General features: G+C 40.2%; 23 protein-coding genes and 1 tRNA gene. 13 read left to right on the top strand and 11 right to left on the bottom strand.

Annotation, left to right across the window (positions count from 1 at the left end; genetic code table 11):
* The first annotated feature begins 10 nt into the window (after positions 1-10).
* Positions 11-1246: an ATP-binding protein gene (locus A9479_RS02280; protein WP_064662599.1), complete on the top strand. Its 1236-nt coding sequence runs from the start codon at positions 11-13 to the stop codon at positions 1244-1246.
* Positions 1247-1666: 420 nt separating this feature from the next.
* On the opposite strand, the gene A9479_RS02275 is transcribed toward A9479_RS02280, so the two are convergent.
* Both A9479_RS02275 and A9479_RS02270 read right to left on the bottom strand, forming a co-directional pair.
* Complete coding sequence (locus A9479_RS02275) at positions 1667-1888, bottom strand: DUF3820 family protein (protein WP_010387988.1); 222 nt, start codon at positions 1886-1888, stop codon at positions 1667-1669.
* Between the two features lie 288 nt (positions 1889-2176).
* Complete coding sequence (locus tag A9479_RS02270) at positions 2177-3748, bottom strand: cation:proton antiporter family protein (RefSeq protein WP_064662598.1); 1572 nt, start codon at positions 3746-3748, stop codon at positions 2177-2179.
* A gap of 309 nt (positions 3749-4057) precedes the next feature.
* On the opposite strand from A9479_RS02270, the gene A9479_RS02265 reads away from it, so the two are divergent.
* Complete coding sequence (locus A9479_RS02265) at positions 4058-4801, top strand: sporulation protein (RefSeq protein ID WP_013465509.1); 744 nt, start codon at positions 4058-4060, stop codon at positions 4799-4801.
* Between the two features lie 49 nt (positions 4802-4850).
* The gene (locus A9479_RS02260) at positions 4851-5294 is read left to right on the top strand and encodes a GNAT family N-acetyltransferase (protein WP_064662597.1); all 444 of its coding nucleotides are present in this window, start codon (positions 4851-4853) and stop codon (positions 5292-5294) included.
* 56 nt (positions 5295-5350) lie between these two features.
* Here A9479_RS02260 and A9479_RS02255 read toward each other — a convergent pair whose 3' ends face one another.
* The 6 genes from A9479_RS02255 to A9479_RS02230 form a co-directional block, all read right to left on the bottom strand.
* Positions 5351-6706, bottom strand: a complete 1356-nt coding sequence (locus tag A9479_RS02255) for a sodium-dependent transporter (RefSeq protein ID WP_013465507.1) — start codon at positions 6704-6706, stop codon at positions 5351-5353.
* A gap of 204 nt (positions 6707-6910) precedes the next feature.
* Positions 6911-8200, bottom strand: coding sequence for an ATP-binding protein (locus tag A9479_RS02250; protein ID WP_033104097.1), 1290 nt, complete (start codon positions 8198-8200; stop codon positions 6911-6913).
* A gap of 86 nt (positions 8201-8286) precedes the next feature.
* A complete protein-coding gene (locus tag A9479_RS02245) occupies positions 8287-8991 on the bottom strand; it encodes a response regulator transcription factor (RefSeq protein ID WP_024602060.1) in 705 nt (234 codons plus the stop codon).
* 57 nt (positions 8992-9048) lie between these two features.
* Positions 9049-9435, bottom strand: coding sequence for a DUF3019 domain-containing protein (locus A9479_RS02240; protein WP_016899250.1), 387 nt, complete (start codon positions 9433-9435; stop codon positions 9049-9051).
* Complete coding sequence (locus tag A9479_RS02235) at positions 9425-10282, bottom strand: MipA/OmpV family protein (protein WP_064662596.1); 858 nt, start codon at positions 10280-10282, stop codon at positions 9425-9427. The genes A9479_RS02240 and A9479_RS02235 overlap by 11 nt, the downstream gene beginning before the upstream one ends.
* A 92-nt stretch (positions 10283-10374) precedes the next feature.
* Positions 10375-11184 carry a hypothetical protein gene (locus A9479_RS02230; protein WP_013465502.1) on the bottom strand — a complete coding sequence of 270 codons (810 nt, stop codon included), beginning with the start codon at positions 11182-11184 and terminating at the stop codon, positions 10375-10377.
* Between the two features lie 115 nt (positions 11185-11299).
* On the opposite strand from A9479_RS02230, the gene A9479_RS02225 reads away from it, so the two are divergent.
* Positions 11300-12451, top strand: coding sequence for a serine hydrolase (locus A9479_RS02225; protein ID WP_064662595.1), 1152 nt, complete (start codon positions 11300-11302; stop codon positions 12449-12451).
* Positions 12451-12939: a histidine phosphatase family protein gene (locus A9479_RS02220; RefSeq protein WP_064662594.1), complete on the top strand. Its 489-nt coding sequence runs from the start codon at positions 12451-12453 to the stop codon at positions 12937-12939. The genes A9479_RS02225 and A9479_RS02220 overlap by 1 nt, the downstream gene beginning before the upstream one ends.
* 57 nt (positions 12940-12996) lie before the next feature.
* Here A9479_RS02220 and yhbY read toward each other — a convergent pair whose 3' ends face one another.
* The gene (gene yhbY / locus A9479_RS02215; RefSeq protein ID WP_008112687.1) at positions 12997-13293 is read right to left on the bottom strand and encodes a ribosome assembly RNA-binding protein YhbY; all 297 of its coding nucleotides are present in this window, start codon (positions 13291-13293) and stop codon (positions 12997-12999) included.
* An 88-nt stretch (positions 13294-13381) separates the two neighbouring features.
* Between yhbY and rlmE the strand changes: the two genes are divergently transcribed.
* From rlmE to A9479_RS02175, 8 genes are all read left to right on the top strand, one after another.
* Positions 13382-14011 (top strand): 23S rRNA (uridine(2552)-2'-O)-methyltransferase RlmE, encoded by a 630-nt coding sequence (rlmE, locus tag A9479_RS02210; protein ID WP_013465499.1) that lies wholly within the window; start codon positions 13382-13384, stop codon positions 14009-14011.
* A 66-nt stretch (positions 14012-14077) separates the two neighbouring features.
* Positions 14078-16021: an ATP-dependent zinc metalloprotease FtsH gene (gene ftsH / locus A9479_RS02205; protein ID WP_033104106.1), complete on the top strand. Its 1944-nt coding sequence runs from the start codon at positions 14078-14080 to the stop codon at positions 16019-16021.
* 95 nt (positions 16022-16116) lie between these two features.
* Positions 16117-16962, top strand: a complete 846-nt coding sequence (gene folP / locus A9479_RS02200; protein ID WP_013465497.1) for a dihydropteroate synthase — start codon at positions 16117-16119, stop codon at positions 16960-16962.
* A complete protein-coding gene (gene glmM, locus A9479_RS02195) occupies positions 16963-18312 on the top strand; it encodes a phosphoglucosamine mutase (protein ID WP_064662593.1) in 1350 nt (449 codons plus the stop codon).
* Between the two features lie 72 nt (positions 18313-18384).
* Positions 18385-19134, top strand: a complete 750-nt coding sequence (tpiA, locus tag A9479_RS02190) for a triose-phosphate isomerase (RefSeq protein ID WP_064662592.1) — start codon at positions 18385-18387, stop codon at positions 19132-19134.
* A gap of 1 nt (position 19135) precedes the next feature.
* Positions 19136-19489 carry a preprotein translocase subunit SecG gene (gene secG / locus A9479_RS02185; protein ID WP_013465494.1) on the top strand — a complete coding sequence of 118 codons (354 nt, stop codon included), beginning with the start codon at positions 19136-19138 and terminating at the stop codon, positions 19487-19489.
* Between the two features lie 78 nt (positions 19490-19567).
* A tRNA-Leu gene (locus tag A9479_RS02180) sits at positions 19568-19652 on the top strand.
* A gap of 250 nt (positions 19653-19902) precedes the next feature.
* Positions 19903-21528, top strand: coding sequence for a methyl-accepting chemotaxis protein (locus tag A9479_RS02175; protein ID WP_013465493.1), 1626 nt, complete (start codon positions 19903-19905; stop codon positions 21526-21528).
* Positions 21529-21634: 106 nt separating this feature from the next.
* Here the strand turns inward: A9479_RS02175 and A9479_RS02170 are convergent, their stop codons facing one another.
* Complete coding sequence (locus tag A9479_RS02170; protein ID WP_064662591.1) at positions 21635-22042, bottom strand: hypothetical protein; 408 nt, start codon at positions 22040-22042, stop codon at positions 21635-21637.
* Between the two features lie 12 nt (positions 22043-22054).
* Entirely contained in the window at positions 22055-23200 is a 1146-nt protein-coding gene (locus A9479_RS02165) for a porin (protein ID WP_064662590.1), read from the bottom strand.
* Between the last annotated feature and the right edge of the window lie 169 nt (positions 23201-23369).

Raw genomic sequence — 23369 nt, 5'->3', positions numbered from 1 at the left:
GGCTAGGTTAATGGGAAAGCTATTTATAAGCCTTTACGTGTATATTATTGTCTCTTTGTTTATTGTTAGTGGCGTTATAGAGCAGTTTTGGCCCTATGATGAATCTCAGCAAAGTGTATTGTTAGATGACGAATTTGGGCAGTCTTTATGGCTGCTTTCACAAACCCCAGATGGGCTTGAGCAGCTTAAACATAATTTTGATAGCCAAGTCATTGCCCAGCAAGATCTAGTGCTCCCACCTGAACAGCAAGCACAACTATTTCAAAACCATTACCTTTATTTATATGATAAACAGCAGCGTATCGTTTGGTATGTAACGCTAAATAATTCACAATTGCTACAAGTAGGCCCTGTGGGTGTTAAACACAGCAGCTCAGGGACTGTGTTACCGTATTTACTGGTGTTGTTTATTATAAGTTTACCAATAGGTTTGTGGAGCTTTTTGTTGTGGCGAGACTTTGCAAAGCTGAGTCATGCATGCGAGGCAGTGGGTGGCTCGCAAGACTTTCAATTAAGCCATGGCTCAAAGTCATTCTTCTTACCCATCACCGATACATTGCAAGTAATGCAGCAACGTATTGAGTTTTTACTGAGTGCTCAGCAAGAGCTCACCTCTTCTGTATCTCATGAATTTAGAACGCCATTAGCGCGGTTGAAGTTTGCTATTGCAATACTTGAGGATAAAACTCACGATACCAAAGCACAGCAGTATTTATCTGACATGCAAATGGATATTCATGAACTGGAGTCCTTGGTATCTGAAATGTTGGAATACGCCCGTTTAGATACACAGCAACCTAGTCTACAATTAGCCCCTTGCGATATCGTTGCATTAATTAAAACTAATATTGAAAAAGTAAACTTTGATACCCGTATTAAACTAACAACAACGCTCCCCACTCAATTTATTTACTTATGCGATAGTCATTTTATGTCGCGGGTGCTGCAAAACTTAATCAGTAATGCACTTAAACATGCCTCGAAAAGTGTACATATTAGTTTAAGTACTGCCGATGAAAAGTTACTGCTAGTGGTTGAAGATGATGGCCCCGGCATTGCCTTCTCTGAGCGCGAAAAAGTATTTAAGCCGTTTACGCGCTTAGATAAAAGTCGTGATAAAAAAACCGGTGGGTTTGGGTTAGGGCTGGCGATAGTGAGTAAAATTGTGTCATGGCACAAAGGTCAGTGCGCAATTGAAGACTCAACACTGGGTGGGGTTAAGTTTATTATTACGCTCGACAACTAGGGTCTGTTGACCTTTGCGGATTAAAATTTGTTCAAACTAGGGGCGGTTTAATTGCGGCGCGAAGTTTGTAACCTAGTGGGTTAAGTAAAAACTGAGCAAAGCTTCCGCGTCCTGCTCACGCCCCTTACCTACATCCATGTAGGCAACAAAGAGTAAATCGCCCCTAGGCAGAACCCTTCGGGCAGCGCCTGTTTGGCATTGATGCTGCGTTATCGCCTATTTATGGGGAATAACCACACCACATAGGCTCTGCCTTGCCTAAATACCAAACAGGCTGCTGCAAATTTAACCTTGAAAGATCAACAGACCCTAAATCCCAAACAATAAAAAAGCGCCGTAAAGGCGCTTTTTTGCGGTTTAAAACCAAAAAATCAACAAGTAGCAAATAGATAGACAGGCCACTTTTAGAAAAGTTCTATTTTATTTACTATTTTTTTCTAGTAATGGCATCAACATTTGCTCTAAACCATTAAGCTTCACTTCGTACATCATTGCAAGTTGAGAGCCGAGCTTGCTATCAGGAAAGCCTTGCTGTTTAAACCACACTAAATAAGGCTCAGGCAGCAAAAGTAAGGGACGTCCCGCATATTTACCAAACGGCATAATGGTATTAATAGCGACTTTAAGTTGTTGAGGATCCATTATTGACATCTTTTATGAATAGAGATGCTAAGTGTAAGGGATAATAAAGAAATAAAATAGGCTGTAACGGGCAAGTAACAGCCTATTGATAGAGGGAGTAGGCCCTCTAATTTGAGAATCTTATTGGTTAATTAAAAGCAAGGGGTCCAGTTGTGTATATTTTTATTTAAATACACACTTAGGTATTAGCTTTACTAAACCAACACAGATATTTTATCTTATTTTTAAACCAATAAAATACGCAGATGTAAAGGAATGTAAATACAATCCATTTGCATCTAAACCCTATTAAGGAAACAGGGTTTGCTTTACATGCTCTGCAAAACCGCTACCTGCTTCTAAGTAAAAGTTGTAAGTAGAGTCTATTCCCATTTCTTCTAATTCTTTTTGCTGATCGGGGTAGTTGGCAATCGCCGTTACTTGTCCTTTATAACCCGATGCTTGTAATTGCTCTAAGGCAAAAATATTTTGCATGTGCTTAGGCATAGCTAGCATTACCATTTCAACGTGGGAGTGGTTAACACGTTGCCAAAAATCAGGATCGGTGGCATCGGCAATTAATACTCGGCGACCTCGCTTTACATGCTTATCAACTACCTCAGGCTTAATATCAATACCTGCAACAACATCCGGATGAGTTGCGTTTATTGTTTCATAGGCACCTGTGCCAATTCTACCCATACCAAAAATAACAATTTTTGTGTCATTTAAGTTTACTGGGAGCTCTTCAGCTAAGCGGGTTTTGCTTTCAAACTTTAATAAAAAGCGTTCAATTTTAACGTATAGCTCGTTAGAGCGTTTATTTAAAGGAGAAGCAATTACAAAGGTGATCGACACCGCAATCGCAATAACAGCAAGCCACTCAGAGGTAACCATGCCGCTAGATGCGGCAACTGCACAGACAATCAAACCAAATTCGCTAAAGTTAGCTAGGCTAAATGCTGTTAACAAAGAGGTACGCGCACGAAGTTTAAATAGGTTGGTTAGTATGTAATAAAGCAGGGTTTTAATTGGAATAATTAATACCAGCACTAAAGCGACGACTAAGGAGTGGGCAGTAAGCTCTGCACTTAAACCAATGCTTAGGAAAAAGCCAACTAGCAATATATCTTTTAGGCTAAGCAATGACTTAGACAATTCACCGGCTTTTTTGTGTGGTGCGAACATCATACCCACAATCAAAGCACCTAAATCACCTTTGAGACCTGCAAATTCAAAGGCGTTATAACCTGCTACTAAGGCAAAGAAAAACCCAAATAGCGGCAGTAACTCACCATGTTTAGAGCGGTTTAACACCCAGTACATAACAGGGCGAAATAAAGGTAAGGCAATAATTAACCCTAAGGCCCAAATATTCGGCAACTTACCGGTACTGACCGCTAAAAATATAACCGCAAATATATCCTGCATAACTAAAATACCAATGGCTATTTTACCGTGCAGGCTTGCCATTTCACCGCGCTCTTCAAGAACTTTTACCGCAAATACGGTGCTTGAAAAGCTCAGAGCAAAACCAACTAACAGCGCACTTTGCCAACTTAAATCGACGAATAATGGCAGTGCAAAAACACCCAGTAGTAGCATAAAGCCACTAAATAAAGCGCTGCTTAGAATAATATGTAAGGTGGCCGGAGCCCAGACTTGAGGTTTTATTAAATTTGAAATTTTAAGCTTGAGGCCAATACTAAAAAGTAGCAGTGTAACCCCTAAAGATGCAATTGTTTCCAGCAGTTCCGTGCTTTTATAACCCGCTAAATTAAGAATAAATCCAGCCATAAGAAAGCCGATAAGTGGCGGCAATTTTAGCTGGTATATACCAAAACCGCAGACGAAGGCGGTAGCAAAATAAATTAGTTCCATAGTTATTAATACCACTTTTTTAGGCACTGTAGTGTAGCGAAAAACAATGCTTATTGACAATTAATCTACTTATTTAACGCAGTTAGTTGCGTGATAGTGAGTATTTATCAAATGATTGCTACTGTCAGTTTATGCAGAGGTAAAGTAGCTTCAATGTATAAAAAATGCACATATATGGCTAGTTTTGTGGTAAACAGCATGTAAATAGCAGTTTTTCGCTGACAAGAGCTTTTAAATGTGGTTAAGATGCCATAACTAAGGAGTTTAAGCGTAAGCAAACATTAGAGTTGCTTAGCTTAAGGAGAAAATATGTTTAAAAAGATTTTAGCATCGGTAGGCATTGGTGCCGCCAAAGTAGATACTATTTTAGAGACCGAGCATCTTCAGCCAGGGCAATTATTTAACGCGCAAATTGTAATTACTGCAGGCGATGTGAGCCAAGAAATTACCGGTTTAGACTTAATGTTAGTTACCCGTGTCAAAGTGGCGAGTGAAGACGGTGATTATTTCACTAATCATGTGATTGACCAGTGGCGCATTACCGATATTGGTATTATTGAGCCCGGTGAAGTAAGAACTATTCCGTTTGAAGCCCGTTTACACTCAGAAACGCCTATAACTGAAATTAATGCAGGTTATAATCAATCTTATGTATGGTTAGAAACAGGCCTTGATATTGACCTTGCGCTTGATCCAACAGATAAAGACCATTTACACATTTATCCTAATGAAGCGGTTAAAACATGCATGCAAGCGATGGAAAAGCTTGGTTTTAGTTTAGTTAAAGCCGATGTAGAACAAGGCCATTTACGTGCCCCTACTTTTCAATCTGTGTCGGGGTGTTATCAAGAGCTTGAGTATCAGCCTAATAGCCGCAGTTTGTTTGGCATAAAAGAAATTGAGTTGTCGTTTATTCCTGAAGCGCATAAAACCCATGTATTGATTGAATTAGACAGGGCATTTAGAAGTGATGGCTATGTTGATTTAACCATAGAGCATGACCATGTTAATTTATCGCAGTTATGTGATCAGCTAGAACGGTTATTTGCTTAACAAAGTGATAGGGGCTTTAAGCAGCCCCTGCAATAAAAAAGGTGTTTAAATGGCGTTTAAATGTGAGCCATTCTCTGCGCTCGACTCCCAAACCCTGTTTTCAATCATGCGTGTACGTGTCGACGTATTCGTTGTAGAACAAGCATGTCCTTACCCCGAACTTGATGATCACGATATCGCAGACACTACACATCATGTCTATTTACTTGATGGGCTATCGGTGAATGCCTATGCCCGTTGTTATGAAAAAGATGCTCAGTACAGTGCGATAGGGCGTGTATTGGTTGCTCAATCACAGCGAAGTTCTAGATTAGGCAAACGGTTAGTCAATGAAGCAATAGCATGCTGTAAGGCGCAATGGCCGACTCGCGATATTTATATTGGCGCACAAACCTACCTACTGAATTTTTATCGCTCATTCGGTTTTGAATGTGTTGGTGATGAATATTTAGAAGATGGTATACCCCATCAAGATATGATTTTAAAGCACTAAGCTGATTCCCAATAAAAAAGGCCCACTGATGTGGGCCTTTTTTATGCATCTTTTAACTAGCTTAGTAGGGAATGTAAGAATACTAAGCTAATGGCAATAGGGCATACAAACTTAGTATACCAAGGCCATATCTTCCAAAATAACGTATTATGCACCTCAGGGTTACCTTGTTGAATCGCTTTTAGTAGTGACGATCTGTACCAGATCCAACCTACAAATATACAGCACATAAGCCCTAATAAAGGTTGTGCAACTTTGGTTGTTAGGGTGATCACTAAGCCAAATAAAGTGCCTAGGTTACACACTATGGTAATGCTCACTATGGCAATTAAAGCGCCTATTAACCACGTTGCTTGAACACGTTTCATCGCAAAGCGCTCTACCGTGTACGACACTGGCGCTTCTAACATGGAAATAGATGAAGTTAGTGCGGCAATACTCATCAATGCAAAAAAAGCAAAGCCAACAAATAAACCTACACCACCCATGCCATCAAATAAGGCAGGCAATACCTGAAATACGAGAGTATCTTCAGAGAGAAGTTTACCTGTAGTTGAAGAGAATATTTCAACACCTTGCGCTTGTGCCACGTACATAGCAGGGATGATCAATAAACCCGCTACAAACGCTATAAACACATCAATTAAGGTTACATACGCGCCAAGGGACACAAGGTTTTCTTTTTTACTGATATATGAGCCATATATAATCATCACACTGGTGCCCAGTGACAGTGAAAAGAAAGCTTGGCCTAAGGCACTCACTAACAATGTAGGGTCAAAAATAGAAGAAAAGTCAGGGACTAAGTAAGCTTTTAACCCCTCAACAGCGCCTTCTTGAGTCATCACGTAGGCAATTAAGGCAAACAAAATACCGAGCAGAGCGGGCATTAAGCGTTTAGACCATTTTTCAATGCCGTTTTCTACACCGCGGCTGATAATAGCAACAGTTAAAATAATAAATAAAACAGTGAAAAGAATATTACGAGTAAGCGATTGCTCACTTAACCATAAAGAGGCGGCATCAGCGCCGACCAATGTGGTTACCGGTTCTAAAGTGGCACTTAACATCCAACCGGCAACAATGGCATAAAAACTTAAAATAAATCCAGCACATAAAATACCACCAAAACCGACAGCAAAGGCAAATTGCTTTTGCCATGGTCGCGTGGTTAATTTAGTTAATGAAGAGACCGCATTAGCTTGCCCATGGCGACCTATCATCAGTTCTGCCATTAAAGCGGGGTAGGCTAAAAAGAAAGCCAGTACTAAATACGCGACTAAAAATGCAGCGCCCCCATTACTTGCTGTTTGAGTCGGAAAACCCCAAATATTACCCAAGCCAACAGCTGATCCTGCCGCAGCCATTATAAAACCAAAGCGGGAGCTAAACTCACCTCTTACTGCACTCATATTATTCTGCTTCTCTATTTTTTCGACGCCGTGACAATCTACTGGAATTGTAATTAAATAAAAAGTGCTTATTTGTCTCTGTTGCACAATTATTGCGTTTTATTTAGCTGTATAAATAACACGTGCGTATTTTGATTATAAATAGCACAATTTTTTTAATTATATTTCGTTTATCAGCTGTATTGAGCATCTTTGCATTGTTGATTAATGTTCAAACTGAGCGATGGTTAATGTGAAACAGGCGCCTGAGAGTCGTTCACTTTTACTCACTTTTACGGTGCCATGATGCCAATCGGCAACTTTGGCGACGATTGCTAACCCCAAGCCATAACTATTATCACTGCGATTACGGTGGCTGCGTTCACGAAAAAATGGGCTAAATACTTTATGATTATTTTCTTGAGCAATGCCTGGTCCGTCGTCGGCGATGTTCACCACCAGAAAACGTTCTTGTACTGAAGCGGTTACTTGAATGCTGTGATTTGCAAAGTCGCAGGCATTATTAATTAAGTTGGTGATTGCTCTTGCCAGCCAATGTAAGTCAGCATAAACGGTATGATCATCACATTCTAAAGAAATATTAAGCGAGCGAGAGGTTATTCTAGGCTCAAGTTGCAATACAATATCACTTAGGTATTGTTTAAGGTTTGCTGATGAGTAAGTAAGCTTATTCGCATTTTGCTCTAAAGTAGCAAACGTTAAATAGCTTTTTAGCATTGACTCCATATGATCCAAGTCGGTTTCCATGCGAGTTAAATAATGCTTTATTTTACTCTCGTCATGACTATCAAGAGCGGCGTCGACACCAAAGCGTAAGCAAGCAATTGGAGTTCTAATATCATGCGATAAGCTGGAGGCCATTAGCTTGTTTTCAGCAACTAGCTTTTCAATTTGACTCGCCATACGGTTAAAGGTCAGTTCCACATCTTTTATATAGGTAAATCGAGAGGGGGTAATACGCGCTTTAACATTACCAGATGCAAATTGCTTTGCTGCTTCGTTTAACACCGTAAGGCGCTTTGCTAAAGGGGTAATAATAAAACCCATAAAAACACATAAGCCAGTGTAAAATAATAGCGTTAAAATAATATCGTTTCGTTGTGTGGCCTCATAGGGTTTATCTAAACGCATGGTTAAATGATAAGGACTTAACTCATCATTTGTATAGAGCATATAAAAGCCTTGCTCGTCTTCGAGTATTAATCCGCCTTGGGTTTGCATTTTATCTAATAGCGCTAAGGGCAGTGCCAGCGACTGATTTAATTTGTAGTTAAGTATAAGGTCAAAGTCAGCGGCGAGCTTTGTTACTTGTTGCGGGCGAGCATCGGGTTTAAGCGCCGTGAGCTGTTTACTTAACCCGACAATAATCTGGCTTTGAACGCTAAACTCATCCAAAGGCGCATGCGCTTGTTGGCTAAATGCATCAATAAGCCAACCTAAAACAATAATTGAAAGCAGCGCACTGCCTAGTAGTGAAATATAAAACTTTTTCATTGATGCTATTCCATAATAGGCTGGGTGTATTGAAGTGACTTTTATTACTATCGCGCTAATTATTTTAAGCACTCAGGCATTAAAACTTACCACGCTGTAGTCACAAACAAATAACCACGTCCCCAAATGGTTTTAATTTTTTCTGGTTTTTGTGGGTCATCATTAAACTTTTTACGCAAGGCAGAAATAAGCACATCAACGCTTCTATCTAGGCCATCATATTCCCTGCCTTTGGTTGCTTTAAACACCGCATCGCGGGAAACAACTTGTCCAGCATTACTGGCTAAGTAATGCAGTAATAAATACTCTGCGCTTGAAATGTTCACATCCTGTTGGTTAAGGGAAACGTTGCGTGACTCGGTATTAATACTTAATTGACCGATATTGATCATATTTGCTTGATCATCGGTTTTAGGCGTGTCGCTACTATAGCGCAAGGCAGATTTAATGCGTGCAAGCAATGCGCGAGGGCGTACTGGTTTTATTATATAATCGGTAGCACCGACTTCTAGCCCAATGACTTCATCCATTTCTTCATCGCGGGCAGTAAGCATTATAATTGGGGCATGATAAAAGCTACGTAGCTCACGACATACACTAATACCATCAAGCCCTGGCAGCATAATGTCGAGTAAAATAAGTTGTGGGTTTAAACGTTTTACTTGGCTTATAACCTCATCACCTCGATGACATACATGTACAACATAGCCTTGCTCTGTTAAATACTCAGTGACCCACTGTGCAAGAGAAATATCATCTTCAACCAGTAAAATAGTACCGTAATTATCCATAAGCTTTCTTCGCATACCTAAATGATGTTTAGCTATCATAATGTTTATAGTGTGTGACTAAAATAACCGCCAACGCCGCTTTTTTTGCCTATTTTGATACACCCATTGTAATTTTACTTCTGTGACGGCAATGACTTGTGATGTATTACTGTCAAATAGTTCAAACGAAATACTTTGCGTTGAGTCAAAGGCATAATTAAACGAACCTTGTCGCTGTTTAAGCCAGCACTGCATAATGTACTTTGAGGTGGCATCGCGTAGACAATAATTCCCCACTTCTACTTGCTGCCATGACAAAACAACATCGGCGTAACAGTGACGTCCTTCACGTAAGGCCACACAGGTATCAGGTACTGCACTCAATTGAGCGGGTATTTGCACTGGGGCTGCCAGCAAAGAGCCTGAATAACTAAACAATAAACAGTAAAAAAATCTAAAGTACATAACGCACGCCTACCTTGGCTTTGTGTTGATATCCTTGGGAAATAATTGGGCTGTCATCAATTTCTTTTGAAAACCACGTCGTTAACCAGCCTGCTAAAAAGACCCAATCTTGGTTAATGGGGTATTCAGCATGAAATTCAAACATAATACTGGTACTGGCATTGGTTTGATAAATAGGGCGAGTTGCGTTTGCTTCATCGCTATCAATACCAAAATAATAGTTTGTAAAATCTGCAGAGTAGGCACTTAGGCCAATACCAGAGCGAAACTCCCAATTACGCCAAGGCTGAATATGACTAAAAAATACGTTTGCCACCCAGCCATTATGAGCACCAGATATGTCATGTAAGTATTCAAGGGAAATTTGTGAGTTTTCAAATCGACGTGTTAATCGAAGGCCGGTATCAAAATCATAGTTACGTTTTTTGATACCGCGCAGTGGCTCAATAATGCCATCGTTATAAATACCTAAGCCTTGTTCGTCAAACCCGGCTTGGGAATTAGTGCCTAATAAATCAAGGCCCCAATCGTATTTGTTAATTAAGCTATAGCCTAAAACAAGTCCACCGCTGAGTTGATTATGATCAAAATCAAGGTAAAAATTATCGTAAGAAACCGCAAGGCTTAAATCTAACTCGGCGCCAACATCATAAGAATTCATGCCCACCAAATAAGAATCTTCTATGTAATAACCTGCTCCCGCACTCCAGTCCCAGGCAAACCCTGTAGTGGGTTCCAATGTGTTATCGGCATAGTAACGATTGCTTGCTGTGCTCTGGCTACTAAAAATGAGCGCAAACAATAAGGCTGCACAACGGAAAAAATGTCTTTGTGGGAAATGCTTCATCCTTGGAACCTAAATTAGAGTTTGCTTAAAAGGGTAGTATATTGTCAAACTCTTGGCTAAATCTGTAAAAAAATGTAGCGGTCGTCCTGCAACTACTGAACCTTAATTTTATCGATAAGTATACTGCTTAAGTAAAATTGCATCATGGGAGTTAATGCGCTTATCTCAGTACGTGTACATGGCCCATTTAATTTAGTTAAACGACTCAGTTTAGTAATGGTTTTATAAGCAGGGGCCGTTACTTCATTTTTAAGTTCAGCACGCTTAAGCCGAGCCTGTTCGGTATTATGTTTATGAATAAACGCAACAACTTCTAACTCGTTAGTGATCTTCTTTTCTTCAGTAAAGCTATAGATTAGGGGCTCACGGTGAAAGCTTGCACTATCTATTGATGATTTGGCAAACCAAACTACATCTCCCGATGCTTTGTGTGTAAGGCGCATACTAACTTGTGCCAGTATATTTGCGCATTGTTGAGAAGGGAATTGCTGTGCTACTTTTGAAAACAATGAATAAGGTTTTTCTGGCTGCGCTAGGATGTACTTAGCATCATCTATAAACTCAAGGTCAACTTGATGAATAGCTAACGTGTAATCACTGTTATCGGTTGTGGTAACTTTTAGTTGTTTATCGTTAAGTGCTTGGCTAATTTGAGATACTAATGTGTCAGTGACACTTGCACGGTCTACGATCACTCTGACAGTCTGATTTTTTTTAATGTTATGTGCAGGTAATTGCACCGATTTTACTTTCGGTGAAGCATGCTCGGTTTCATATTTAAGTTGGTAAGTTTGACTCTTAAGCAAAGGTTTTGCAGGCATTGCTAAAGGTTCTGCAGGCTGCTTAACTACGGCACAACCTGAAGCTAATACAATAAAAAGTGATACAACTAAAAAACGCATAAATATTTTACATCCACTCAAAAGCCATTAATCGAACATATTGTACGTTAGTCCGAGCAAAAGTTCATGATATTATAGAGGCTGATTATGACTAAAAAAGAAAAATTAGCTAAGAATGAAGTATTTTAACTCCTTACCCTTTTATTTTTTTGCTTTATGTATTTTAGGGACGCATTTACAGGCAAGCGCAAGCACAGATCCTGACTGGGAAGCTTTTGTTAAAAATTATGGACGCTACGTAGAAAAAAAACTAAAAGTAAAAAAGATTCCGGGCGGAGCGCTTTCCATCGTCAATGCACAAGCGCTTGACTATATTCATACTATGGGGCATACCAAAGTGCGCAGTGGGCAAAAAATTAATCCACACACTCGGTTTCGTTTGGCCTCAGTATCTAAAACGTTTGCAGGGTCGTTAGCGGCAAAACTTGCAAATGAAGAACAACTTAATTTGTATTTTCCTGTTAGTCATTACATTCCTGAATTTAAACAAACCGACTACAAAGATGATTTAAAGGTTTTTCATATTTTAAGCCATTCTAGTGGGCTAGTACCGAATGCATACGATAATTTAATCGAATCGCGAATGGGGTATAGCGATATTGTAGAAAAGCTATTAAGTGTAAAACCCATATGCGAACCCGGTGACTGTTATGGCTATCAAAATGTCATGTTTAGTTTAATTGATGACGTGATTTTAAAAAGCACCAACAAAACTTATACTCAGTGGCTCAATGACGCATTTTTTATCCCTCTAAAAATGAACGATGCAAGCTTAGGCTACGATGCCATGGTGCAAGATAGTAACTACGCACACCCTCATGTGCGTGGGAAAAAGCGTTGGTACAGTGCCCGTTTGAAAAAGAATTATTATAAAGTCGCTCCGGCGGCTGGGGTAAACGCCAGTGCGTCAGATATGGCTATTTGGTTAAATGCGCAATTAGGGCAATATCCATCGGTATTATCCTTAGATGCATTGGCCACGCAAACGCGTCCTTATACACATACTAAAAAAGAACGCTACAGACGAGTATGGCGAGAGCACATGAACGAAGCCTACTATGGGCTAGGCTGGCGTGTGTATGATTATGATGATGAAACGCTTTATTACCACAGTGGTTGGGTGCAAGGTTATCGCAGTGATTTGGTTGTGTTTCCACACTTAAATGTTGGCTTTAGCTTAATTTTAAATGCAGAAACTGGACTCATAAATGAGCTTACTACTGAGTTTATAAATCGCCTATTAGCATATAAACGAGAGAAGCAATAATGAACGCCCACATAAAAACATTGTTAATAGCATTATTACTTATTTGCCAACCCGCCTTTTCTGCCCCTGAACAGGTTTACTTGTTTCGACATAGCGAAAAACAAACAGGGGAAAATCCATTTCTAACTGCCCAAGGCCAAGCGCGTGCTGAGCACTTGGTTTCGTTAGTTAACACCTATCCAAACATAACGTTATTCAGCAGTAACTATAACCGTACCCTAAACACGGCAGCGCCATTAGCCGCGTATTATAATATTAAAGTTATTATCTATGATGCTGCTGATCTAATGACATTGAAAAAACAATTATTAGCACAAAATGGCGTTGTGGTAGTAATAGGGCATAGTAATACCACACCGCAGTTGGCTTCATTATTGAGTAACCAAGCTATTGAAAGTATGGATGAGAGTCAGTACGGGCATTATTATTTAGTGAGTAAACTAGAAAATAATAGTTATGAAGTTAAAACGCTGACAATGGGTTTTTAAGCGGGCATAAAAAAACCAGCAATGGCTGGTTTTTTGTTTTACCTTTAAATGGCCTTATTAGCCACGAGGTAATTGAATTTTTTTCTCAGGGCTTTGACGATAAAGCACAATCGTATGACCGATAGTCTGTAATTTAGTAGCCCCTGTTTCGCGAACAATAGCATCAAAAATAAGCTTTTTGGTTTCACGATCGTCTGTTGGCACCTTCACTTTAATTAATTCGTGAATTTCTAGTGCGCTTTGGATTTCAACTACTACGCCTTCGGTTAAACCGTTAGAACCTAGTAAAACTACAGGCTTAAGGCTATGCGCCTGACCTTTTAAAAACTGCTTTTGTTTGTTTGATAATGTCATGATATTACAAATTTTGCTGAATATGGCTTGAATTAAGGGTATTCTAACGCCATCTAGAGAATATTACTAATTAGTTGCGTGTTAATTTATGACAAATAAAAAACAGTCAGCCAGTTCACAACGTTGGCTTAAAGAACATTTTGATGATAAATATGTTCAAGAAGCGCAAAAAAAAGGCTGGCGCTCTCGAGCTGTTTTCAAATTAGACGAAATCCAAAACAAAGATAAGTTATTGCGTCCAGCGATGACCGTTGTTGATTTAGGCGCAGCCCCAGGGAGTTGGTCACAATACTTAGCTGAAAAAGTGGGTGACAAAGGCCAAGTGGTTGCGTGTGATATTTTACCTATGGACTCTTTAGCGGGCGTTGACTTCTTACAAGGCGATTTTCGTGAAGAAGCGGTACTTGATGCATTGTTAAAACGCATTGATGGTAAAAATGTAGATGTGGTATTGTCTGATATGGCACCTAACATGAGTGGCAATAACTCGGTTGATCAGGCAGGCAGCATGTACTTGGTTGAACTTGCACTTGATATGTGCAACCAAGTTTTAAAGAAAAATGGCGCGTTTATTGTTAAAGTATTCCAAGGTGAAGGCTTTGATCAATATTTGCAAGATGTACGTAATAGTTTTAAAGCAGTGAAGATACGTAAACCGGATGCCTCGCGTCCCCGTTCTCGGGAAGTATATATAGTAGCGACTGGATACAAACTGTAGTACAGTTGCTTGGCGTTTAGTTGAATTTAAATTAATTGGATACAAGAGGTTAACCCCTTGAGCGATATGGCGAAAAATCTAATACTCTGGCTGGTTATTGCAGTAGTGCTTATGTCAGTATTTCAGAGCTTTAATGGCGGCGATCAAGTTGATCGTCAAACAAGTTACAGTCAATTTGTAAAAGACGCCCGTAGCGGCTCTATACAAGAAGTGTCCATTGAAAGTGGTAGTGGCACAATTACTGGCATAAAAAATAGTGGCGAGCGTTTTCAAACCATTATGCCTATTTATGACAAAGACATTTTAAATGATTTGTTAAAAAGCGATGTGAACGTTAAAGGTGTTAAACCTGAAGAGCAATCGTTTTTAGCAAGCATTTTTATTTCTTGGTTCCCTATGATCCTGCTTATTGGTGTGTGGATTTTCTTCATGCGTCAGATGCAAGGTGGCGGTGGCAAAGGCGCCATGTCATTTGGTAAAAGTAAAGCCCGCTTAATGAGTGAAGATCAAGTCAAAACGACCTTTGCTGATGTAGCTGGTTGTGATGAAGCCAAAGACGATGTAACCGAGCTGGTGGACTTTTTACGTGACCCTTCTAAGTTTCAAAAATTAGGCGGTAGTATTCCTAAAGGCGTACTTATGGTCGGTCCTCCAGGTACAGGTAAAACATTACTTGCCAAGGCGGTTGCTGGTGAGGCAAAAGTACCGTTCTTTACTATTTCGGGTTCTGACTTTGTTGAAATGTTTGTAGGTGTAGGTGCATCACGTGTACGTGACATGTTCGAACAAGCTAAAAAAGCAGCTCCTTGTATTATCTTTATCGATGAAATTGATGCGGTAGGGCGTAAACGTGGCGCTGGTATGGGGGGCGGCCATGATGAACGTGAGCAAACTCTAAACCAAATGCTTGTTGAAATGGACGGCTTTGAAGGTAATGAAGGTATTATCGTTATTGCTGCGACAAACCGTCCTGACGTACTAGACCCTGCGTTACTTCGTCCTGGTCGTTTTGACCGTCAAGTAGTGGTCGGTTTACCTGATATTCGTGGTCGTGAACAAATTCTCAAAGTACATATGCGTAAAGTGCCATTAGGCGATAACGTTGAAGCGGCCGTGATTGCACGTGGTACACCAGGATTCTCGGGTGCTGATCTCGCTAACCTTGTAAATGAAGCGGCTTTGTATGCTGCGCGTGGCAATAAACGTGTTGTTAGTATGGCTGAATTCGACGCTGCGAAAGATAAAATCATGATGGGCGCTGAGCGCAAGACCATGGTTATGAGTGAGCAAGAGAAAGAAATGACGGCTTACCATGAAGCTGGCCACGCAATTGTAGGTCGTATGGTGCCAGAGCACGACCCGGTTTATAAAGTATCTATTATCCCACGTGGCCGAGCGCTAGGTGTGACTATGTATTTACCAGAACAAGATCGTGTTAGTCACTCTAAAGAGCTTTTAGAATCAATGATTTCAAGCCTTTACGGTGGTCGTATTGCTGAGGCAATCATTTATGGTGAAGACAAAGTAACCACAGGTGCAAGCAACGACATTGAACGTGCCACTGATATTGCGCGTAAGATGGTGACTCAGTGGGGCTTAAGCGAAAAATTAGGTCCATTACTTTACGCTGAAGATCAAAGTGAGATGTACATGGGTGGCGGCGGTGGTCGCTCTATGAGCATGTCTGATGAGACGGCGAAAGTAATTGATGCAGAAGTACGTTTATTCTCAGACCGCAACTATCAACGTGCAGAATCAATATTGAAAGAAAACATTGATATTCTGCATGCAATGAAAGATGCATTAATGAAGTATGAAACCATTGATGCGAAGCAAATTGATGATTTAATGGCTCGTCAGCCTGTACGTGAACCACGTGATGCGCATGACCGTCATGAAGCTAAACCAGAAAAAGAAGATGTTTCTAAAGACAAACCAGTTGATGAAGTACAAAAACCAGCTGATGAATCTAAAAAAGATGAAACAAACCTTGATGATAAAGCTGAATAATCGTTAAAATAACATATCCAAAAGCCCCGAAGTTCGGGGCTTTTTTGTATCAGTTTGATGTAAATAACTAAAATTATCACATATTAAGGTTAGCGATGAATAATAAAATTAACCTTGCGCGTGGCCGAACGCTTGATTTTGCAGAGCCTGTGATTATGGGGATCGTGAATGTTACCCCTGATTCATTTTCTGATGGCGGTCAGTTCTTAAATACAACTGCCGCGCTGAGTCATGCGATGCAATTACTTGATGATGGTGCGACCATTTTAGATATCGGTGGCGAGTCAACACGCCCAGGCGCACCTGATGTTAGCCTTGAAGATGAGCTAAAGCGTGTTATTCCTATTATTAAAGCTATTCGTGAGCAAAGTGACTGCGTTATTTCAATCGATACCAGTAAAGCTGAGGTGATGCGCCAAGCGATTGAAGCCGGTGCTGATATTGTCAACGATGTACGGGCATTGCAAGAGCCCGGCGCAATCGATGTGGTTGCACAGTTTCCTGAGGTAGCAGTGTGTTTAATGCATATGCAAGGGCAACCTCGTAGTATGCAACACGCTCCTCACTATAATGACTTAGCGGGTGAGATAAACGATTTTTTTAGCCAGCGAATAGCCGCATGTGAAGCTGCTGGCATTAAACAAAGCCAGTTAATTTTAGATCCTGGTTTTGGTTTTGGAAAAACACTAAAGCATAATTATCAAATATTGGCTCAATTTAACGATTATGCAAAATTGGGACTTCCTTTGCTCGCGGGATTATCGCGTAAGTCAATGATTGGTAAATTATTAAATAGAGACACAGACGATAGATTGGCAGGCAGTTTAGCTGGAGCACTGATCGCCGCACAAAACGGTGCACACATTATTCGTGTGCATGATGTAAAAGAAACCGCAGATGTGCTTGGCGTATATCAAGCCTGCAAACAAGGAGTACTTTAAATGAAAGAAAGAAAATATTTTGGCACGGACGGTGTGCGTGGTTTAGTAGGTCAAGGTCCTATTAACCCAGAGTTTGCGATGAAATTGGGTTGGGCCGCAGGGCGTGTACTCTCACTTCATGGCACTAAAAAAGTCATTATAGGTAAAGACACTCGTATTTCAGGTTACATGTTGGAGACTGCCCTAGAGGCTGGATTAATTGCAGCAGGTATTGATGTTATTCTTTTAGGGCCCATGCCAACGCCTGCAGTTGCTTATTTAGCGCAAACGTTTCGCGCTGAAGCGGGGATAGTGATCAGCGCATCACATAATCCTTATTATGATAACGGCATTAAGTTTTTCAATGGCCAAGGTTTAAAGTTAGATGATGAGGTAGAGCTACAAATTGAAGCGATGCTTGACGAGCCTATGACCTGTGTTGCTTCTGACAAGTTAGGTAAAGCAACACGTTTATCTAGCGCTGATGGCCGTTATATTGAATTTTGTAAAAGCCAGTTTCCACAAGGATTATCCCTTGAAGGAATTAAAATTGTTTTAGATTGTGCTAATGGTGCTACATACCATATTGCTCCTTCTGTAATGCGAGAGCTTGGTGCAGAGGTGATCACCCATGCATGTGAGCCAAACGGTGTAAACATTAACCATGAATGTGGCGCAACCCATGTTGATACATTAAAGCGTAAAGTACTTGAACACAAAGCGGATGTCGGTATCGCCTATGATGGCGACGGCGACCGTGTGATGATGGTTGATCATAATGGCCGCGTATTCGACGGTGATGATTTGGTTTATATTATTGCTTGCCAAGCTGCACAAGATGACAATTTAGGCGGTGGTGTTGTTGGCACGGTTATGTCGAATATGGGGCTTGAAAATGCGTTAAAAGCAAAAAACATTGCTTTTGCTCGCAGTAAAGTCGGTGATCGTTATGTGATGGAACTGCTGCAGCAAAAAGGCTGGAAAATTGGCGGTGAAAGCTCAGGCCATGTGTTGAATCTAGATTTAATCAGCACGGGGGATGGCATCATCTCAAGCTTACAAGTGCTTGCTGCTATGGTAGCACAAAATCGTACACTTCAAGACTTAGGAGCCGGTTTTACTAAGTACCCAATGAAAATGATTAACGTACGTTACACTGCCGGTACTGATCCGACCCAAGCTCCAGAGGTGCTTGCCGCAGTTGCTGAAGTAGAGCAAAGCTTAGCAGATAAAGGGCGCGTATTACTGCGTAAATCAGGCACTGAGCCTGTAGTACGAGTAATGGTTGAAGCTCAGCAAGAAAAAATAGTAATAGATAGTGCACAGAAAATAGCAGCGGTTGTCGAATCTATGAGCAAACAAACTGATTGATAACAATAACCTCTTGTAACTTTGGGCGAGTCGAGTTAATATCTCGCCCGCTTTCTAATGTGGAGTGGAAAAATGGCAGCACGCAAAGCGATGGTCGCAGGCAACTGGAAAATGAATGGTTCATTAGAACTCGTTCAACAACTGTCTGATGCTATTAACGATGTTAAATCTTCTGAAGTAAACATTGTTTTATTTCCTCCGTTTCCTCTAGTCCCAGCAATGATTGCAAGTGGTGTAACAACAGGCACGCAAACAGTGTCTGAAAATACCCCAGGTGCGTTTACTGGTGAAGTAGATGCAGAGCTAATTAAGCAGCTAGGTGCGAAATATGTACTGGTTGGTCACTCTGAACGACGCAGCATATACAAAGAAAGCAATGATACCGTTGCTGCAAAATTTTCTCGCGCGCAACAAGTAGGTCTAACGCCTATTTTATGTGTTGGCGAAAGCGAAACAGAGCAAGAAAGCGGTCAAACAGAACAAGTAGTTGCTGCGCAGATTGACGCAGTAATTAATAAATTAGGTGTAGCAGCACTAAAAGAATCTGTGATAGCATATGAGCCCGTTTGGGCTATAGGCACAGGTAAGACTGCATCGCCTGAACAGGCACAAAGTGTTCACAAATTTATCCGTGACAAAATTGCTGCACTAGATAGCGATTTAGCACAAGGGCTAACCATCTTATATGGTGGTAGCGTTAATGAAAAAAATAGCGAATTATTATTTGCGCAAACAGATATAGACGGCGGCCTAATTGGAGGCGCAAGTTTAAAAGCAGAATCATTTACTGCTATCTGCAATAGTGCAAAAGGGACCGTATAAGATGTACGAAATTTTATTAGTAGTGTATTTAATTGTAGCTTTAGCGCTTGTTGGTATGGTTTTGATCCAACAAGGTAAAGGTGCGGACATGGGGTCATCATTTGGTGCCGGCGCATCGTCTACAGTTTTCGGTTCTTCTGGGGCTGGGAATTTCATGACGAAAACGACAACGGTATTAGCTACAATCTTTTTTGTGCTTAGTATTGTGTTAGGTAACCTAACTGCCGGTCAAATTAAAAAGACTGACGAATGGGAAAACCTAGAAGCGGCTCCAGCTGTTGAAACAGTGACTCCAGTTGAAGAAGATGTGCCAGTCACATCAACTAAAGAGCAAAGCTCTGACGTACCAAATTAATTTAGTTTTAAATCGTTAAGTTGTTTATTTCCCTCAAATAAACGTGCGGACTTAACACTAAGCAATAGCTTAAAAAATGCGGATGTGGTGGAATTGGTAGACACGCTACCTTGAGGGGGTAGTGCTTTCGGGCGTGGGGGTTCAAGTCCCCCCATCCGCACCAAATACAAAAACCAGTAACAGCAATGTTACTGGTTTTTTTGTGCCTAAAATTTAAAATATTAAACAACTCTTTTTGGATTAATGTTGAACATTGGGGAGAACACTCTATATTTCAATTGTTAGTGTTTATGAAAGAATACTACTGTATATTTAACTTTATGTATAAAAAGCGTCTAAAGTTAAAAATAAAGTTAACATTTCTGCATCTTAAGCCGATAATAACTATAGATAATTAAACGGAGTAAATGAATATGGCTTCAGGTTTCTCTTTTAAAAACCTCAGCATTACTAAAAAAATACATGCAATTACATCTATAGCGATCATCGCATTCTTAGTAATCGTTTTGGTTAACTACTTTGCCATGAACGAAAATCGCATATCACTCAATGAAATGGAGAAATCGTCTTATAAAGTAGCCAAATTAACCTTGGCTAACGTAAGTATTTTAGAAAAATTAGATGAATTATACACTCAGGCTGTAACCTTTGGTGAGCAAGACTTAGTAACAAAGGCGAGTGAAACCTATGCGCAGTTGGTTACTAATCTTGGTGCGATTGAGGCAATTAATACCTCTTATATTGATAATGATACAAAAACACGACTAGCTAATTACGAAAAAATATCTGCAACTATTGCCAATGGTATGGTTAATGGCACGGCAGATTTCAGTAAAATTCAACAACAAGCTCAGCTTAAAACAAGCCTATATGAAGCCGTATTAACCAGCTTTAAAAGCGCACAGCAAAAAGCAGATGATCGCTTTTTCCAGCTTGTTGCTAATACAAAAGCACGCTCAGATGACGCACTTAACTTAATGCTGGTTGTTGCGGTAGTTTCATTAGCACTGTTATTACTTATGGCTATTTGGATAGCGCGTAATATCGGTTCATCAGCTAGTGATGCCGCTAATAATTTAAGCCTTTTAGCAAGTGGAAAAGGGTCGTTAAGTACCAAGCTTGCTGTTAACTCAGAGGATGAAATAGGACAGGTATCTATAAACTTTAATGCTTTTATTAGCCTGCTTAGAGAAACCGTTTTAGAAGTCATCGCGGTATGTGAACCGTTAATGGAAAATTCAACCCGTCTTGTACAAGGGATGGAGCGAGCGGAGAGAGCGACCACCAAACAAACCACCGATGCAGATGTTGTTAAGCAGTCGATGGAAGAAATGAAGCAAAGCGTTGGTGATATTTCACAATCAGCTGCAAGCGCATCTAATGCCGTGCAAACCGCAGAAAAAGAAGTAGATCAAAGCCGAATACAAGTAAAAATGTCTGTAAATGCGTCGCGAACGCTAAGTGATGAAATTAATATAGCGGCCAGCACCATTAATAAGTTAGCTGATGACACTAAAAATGTATCACAAATATTAAATGTAATTACATCCATTGCCGAGCAAACAAACTTATTAGCCTTAAATGCAGCAATAGAAGCGGCCAGGGCGGGTGAACATGGCCGAGGCTTTGCCGTGGTTGCAGATGAAGTCCGTGAGCTTGCCTCTCGTACGGCGCAGTCAACTAATGAAATACGTGAATTGTTAAGTACATTAAGTGTGGCAGCTAATGAATCTGTAAGCGCGATGACCTCTGCAAGAGATATGGCAACCGATAATGCTAGTGCAGCAGAGCAAACCGGTGTTTCGATTGAAAAAATTGCAGAGCAAATACTAGAAATTAATGGCATGAACTCGCAGATTGCAGCAGCAACAGAAGAGCAAACCTCTGTTGCTGCAATGGTTGTAGACAACGTATCTAATATGCATGTTTCATTTGAAGATACTATGAGCTCACTAAAAGCAGTAAGAGATGTGGCTAAAAACTTACATTACCTTTCAGATAACTTATTAGATGCAACTGCTAAGTTTAAAATTGAGTAGTTGCTAAAGCACATTACTTTAACGTTTTATGATTTTGTAAAACGTTAAGGGATAAAAAAGCCCGCAATAAAGTATTTATTGCGGGCTTTTATTTTAATTTAGCAGATTAAAATTTACCCACTACTTTAACTTTATCACTTACTTTGGCGCTATCGATATAGCCAATTGCATCTGCATTAGCAGCGACAAAATCAATCACAGCTTGGTCATTATCAAGTTTACCCGGCGGTGTGCCTTTACCTGTAAATACGAGCTTTGACCAATAGGCATTTAACTGACTACCCGATTTACCAACAAGTTTGTCGTTAAATTCATCAGCGACTGCAGTGCCATTTTGATTAACAGGATTAACTTTGGTGCCATCGGCAAACGATTTGCTCTTGCCAAGGTATATTTTTTTAATATCGTCTTGGCTTACTGCATTAGCATTCGCAGGATTAATGATGACTGCAACTTCAGCAAAAACTGCTGAGCTACATAATGTTAGCATGCTGGCTAAAATTAATTTTTTCATGATTCGCTCCAATTAAAATACTAAATCAACGCCAACGGCCACTACGTCGGTTTCAGTATTTGTTATGTCATCTTTTAAGCGGCTAAAGTCTACTTTTAAGGCAGCCATTGGGTGGAAATCATAACGAGCACCAATAGTGTACACATTACTTTTTGCTTTAGAGCCTTCCAAAACTTGGTTAAGGCCAGCATTTAATTGCGGCACAGTTGGGATTGCATTATAACGATTACTGTCATGCTCATCATCGTTATTTTCATAGGTTAAATGAACAAGCCATTCATCCATACGGTAGCCTAAAGATGTGTAATATTGAGTTTGCTTAGCGAGCGCACTGTTATCTACTTCAAACTGTGTGTATTCAGCGTCAAACAAGATATTGTTGTAATCAATTGAAAAGCCAAGCGCTAAAAATGCACCATCGTCTTCGTCAATAGCAATACTGTTTGCTTGGTCAACAAAACCTGAGTTACGAAGGGCTTGTTCTAAGCCGTTAAGGGCCATACCTTCGGCCGTATCATTTTCAATCTCAATACTCGTTTCGGCAACAAAGTAAGCAGCGCGAGCACTGAACCAATCGTAACTTAATGTCCAGTTTAACCCTGCAATATCATTAAGCTCGGTATCACCATTTACTGATACAACCGCGATATTATCATCGAAGCTGCCGTAAATAACCTGTAGAGTAGAGTCCCAATCACCAAGCTGAGTTGTATATAATAAGCTTAGGCCTTCATAGGTTGAAAAAGGTAAGTTATATACAGACTGAGGTGGGCGCACCCAGCGGTAGGTATAGCCAACATCTAAAAAGTCAGAGTAACGATAAAACGGTGCACGCATTTTACCAGCACTGATCTGTAATTCGTCAGATATCTCATAAGTTAAGTATGCCCATTCAAAATCGGCATCAAAATCATTTTCGCCGCGAGCCACTATTTGGGCTGTAGCGGATAGCTTCTCTTGCAAATCAGCAGTTAGCTGAAGAGCAAATACGCTTTCATTTTTGAATGAAATATCATCATCATATCCATATAAAGTTTGATCACTATCGAGCGACTTACCACCGACAATAGAAGCAAACCCATTAATACGAACTTCAGCACTCGCGTTGCTTGTGGCAAGTGCGCAACAAATTGCTACTGCTACAGATAGTTTTTTCATTGTGTATCCTATTTAATTTCATGTGTATACCGCTGCAGTATAAGACGAGTATTAACTTTTTTCTAATTAAAATTAACAAATTAAGTGCTTTTCACTACCTTTTTGCAACAGGAACACATGACTGTGATTGAAAATTAAGGCTTTTATATTTTAAGGTAATGTAACTAGC

Origin of the sequence: Pseudoalteromonas sp. MQS005 (assembly GCF_001661605.1) — a bacterium.
Taxonomy (GTDB): domain Bacteria; phylum Pseudomonadota; class Gammaproteobacteria; order Enterobacterales; family Alteromonadaceae; genus Pseudoalteromonas; species Pseudoalteromonas tetraodonis.
The sequence above is the reverse complement of the archived record's forward strand: the minus strand, read 5'-3'. Positions and strand labels throughout refer to the sequence as shown.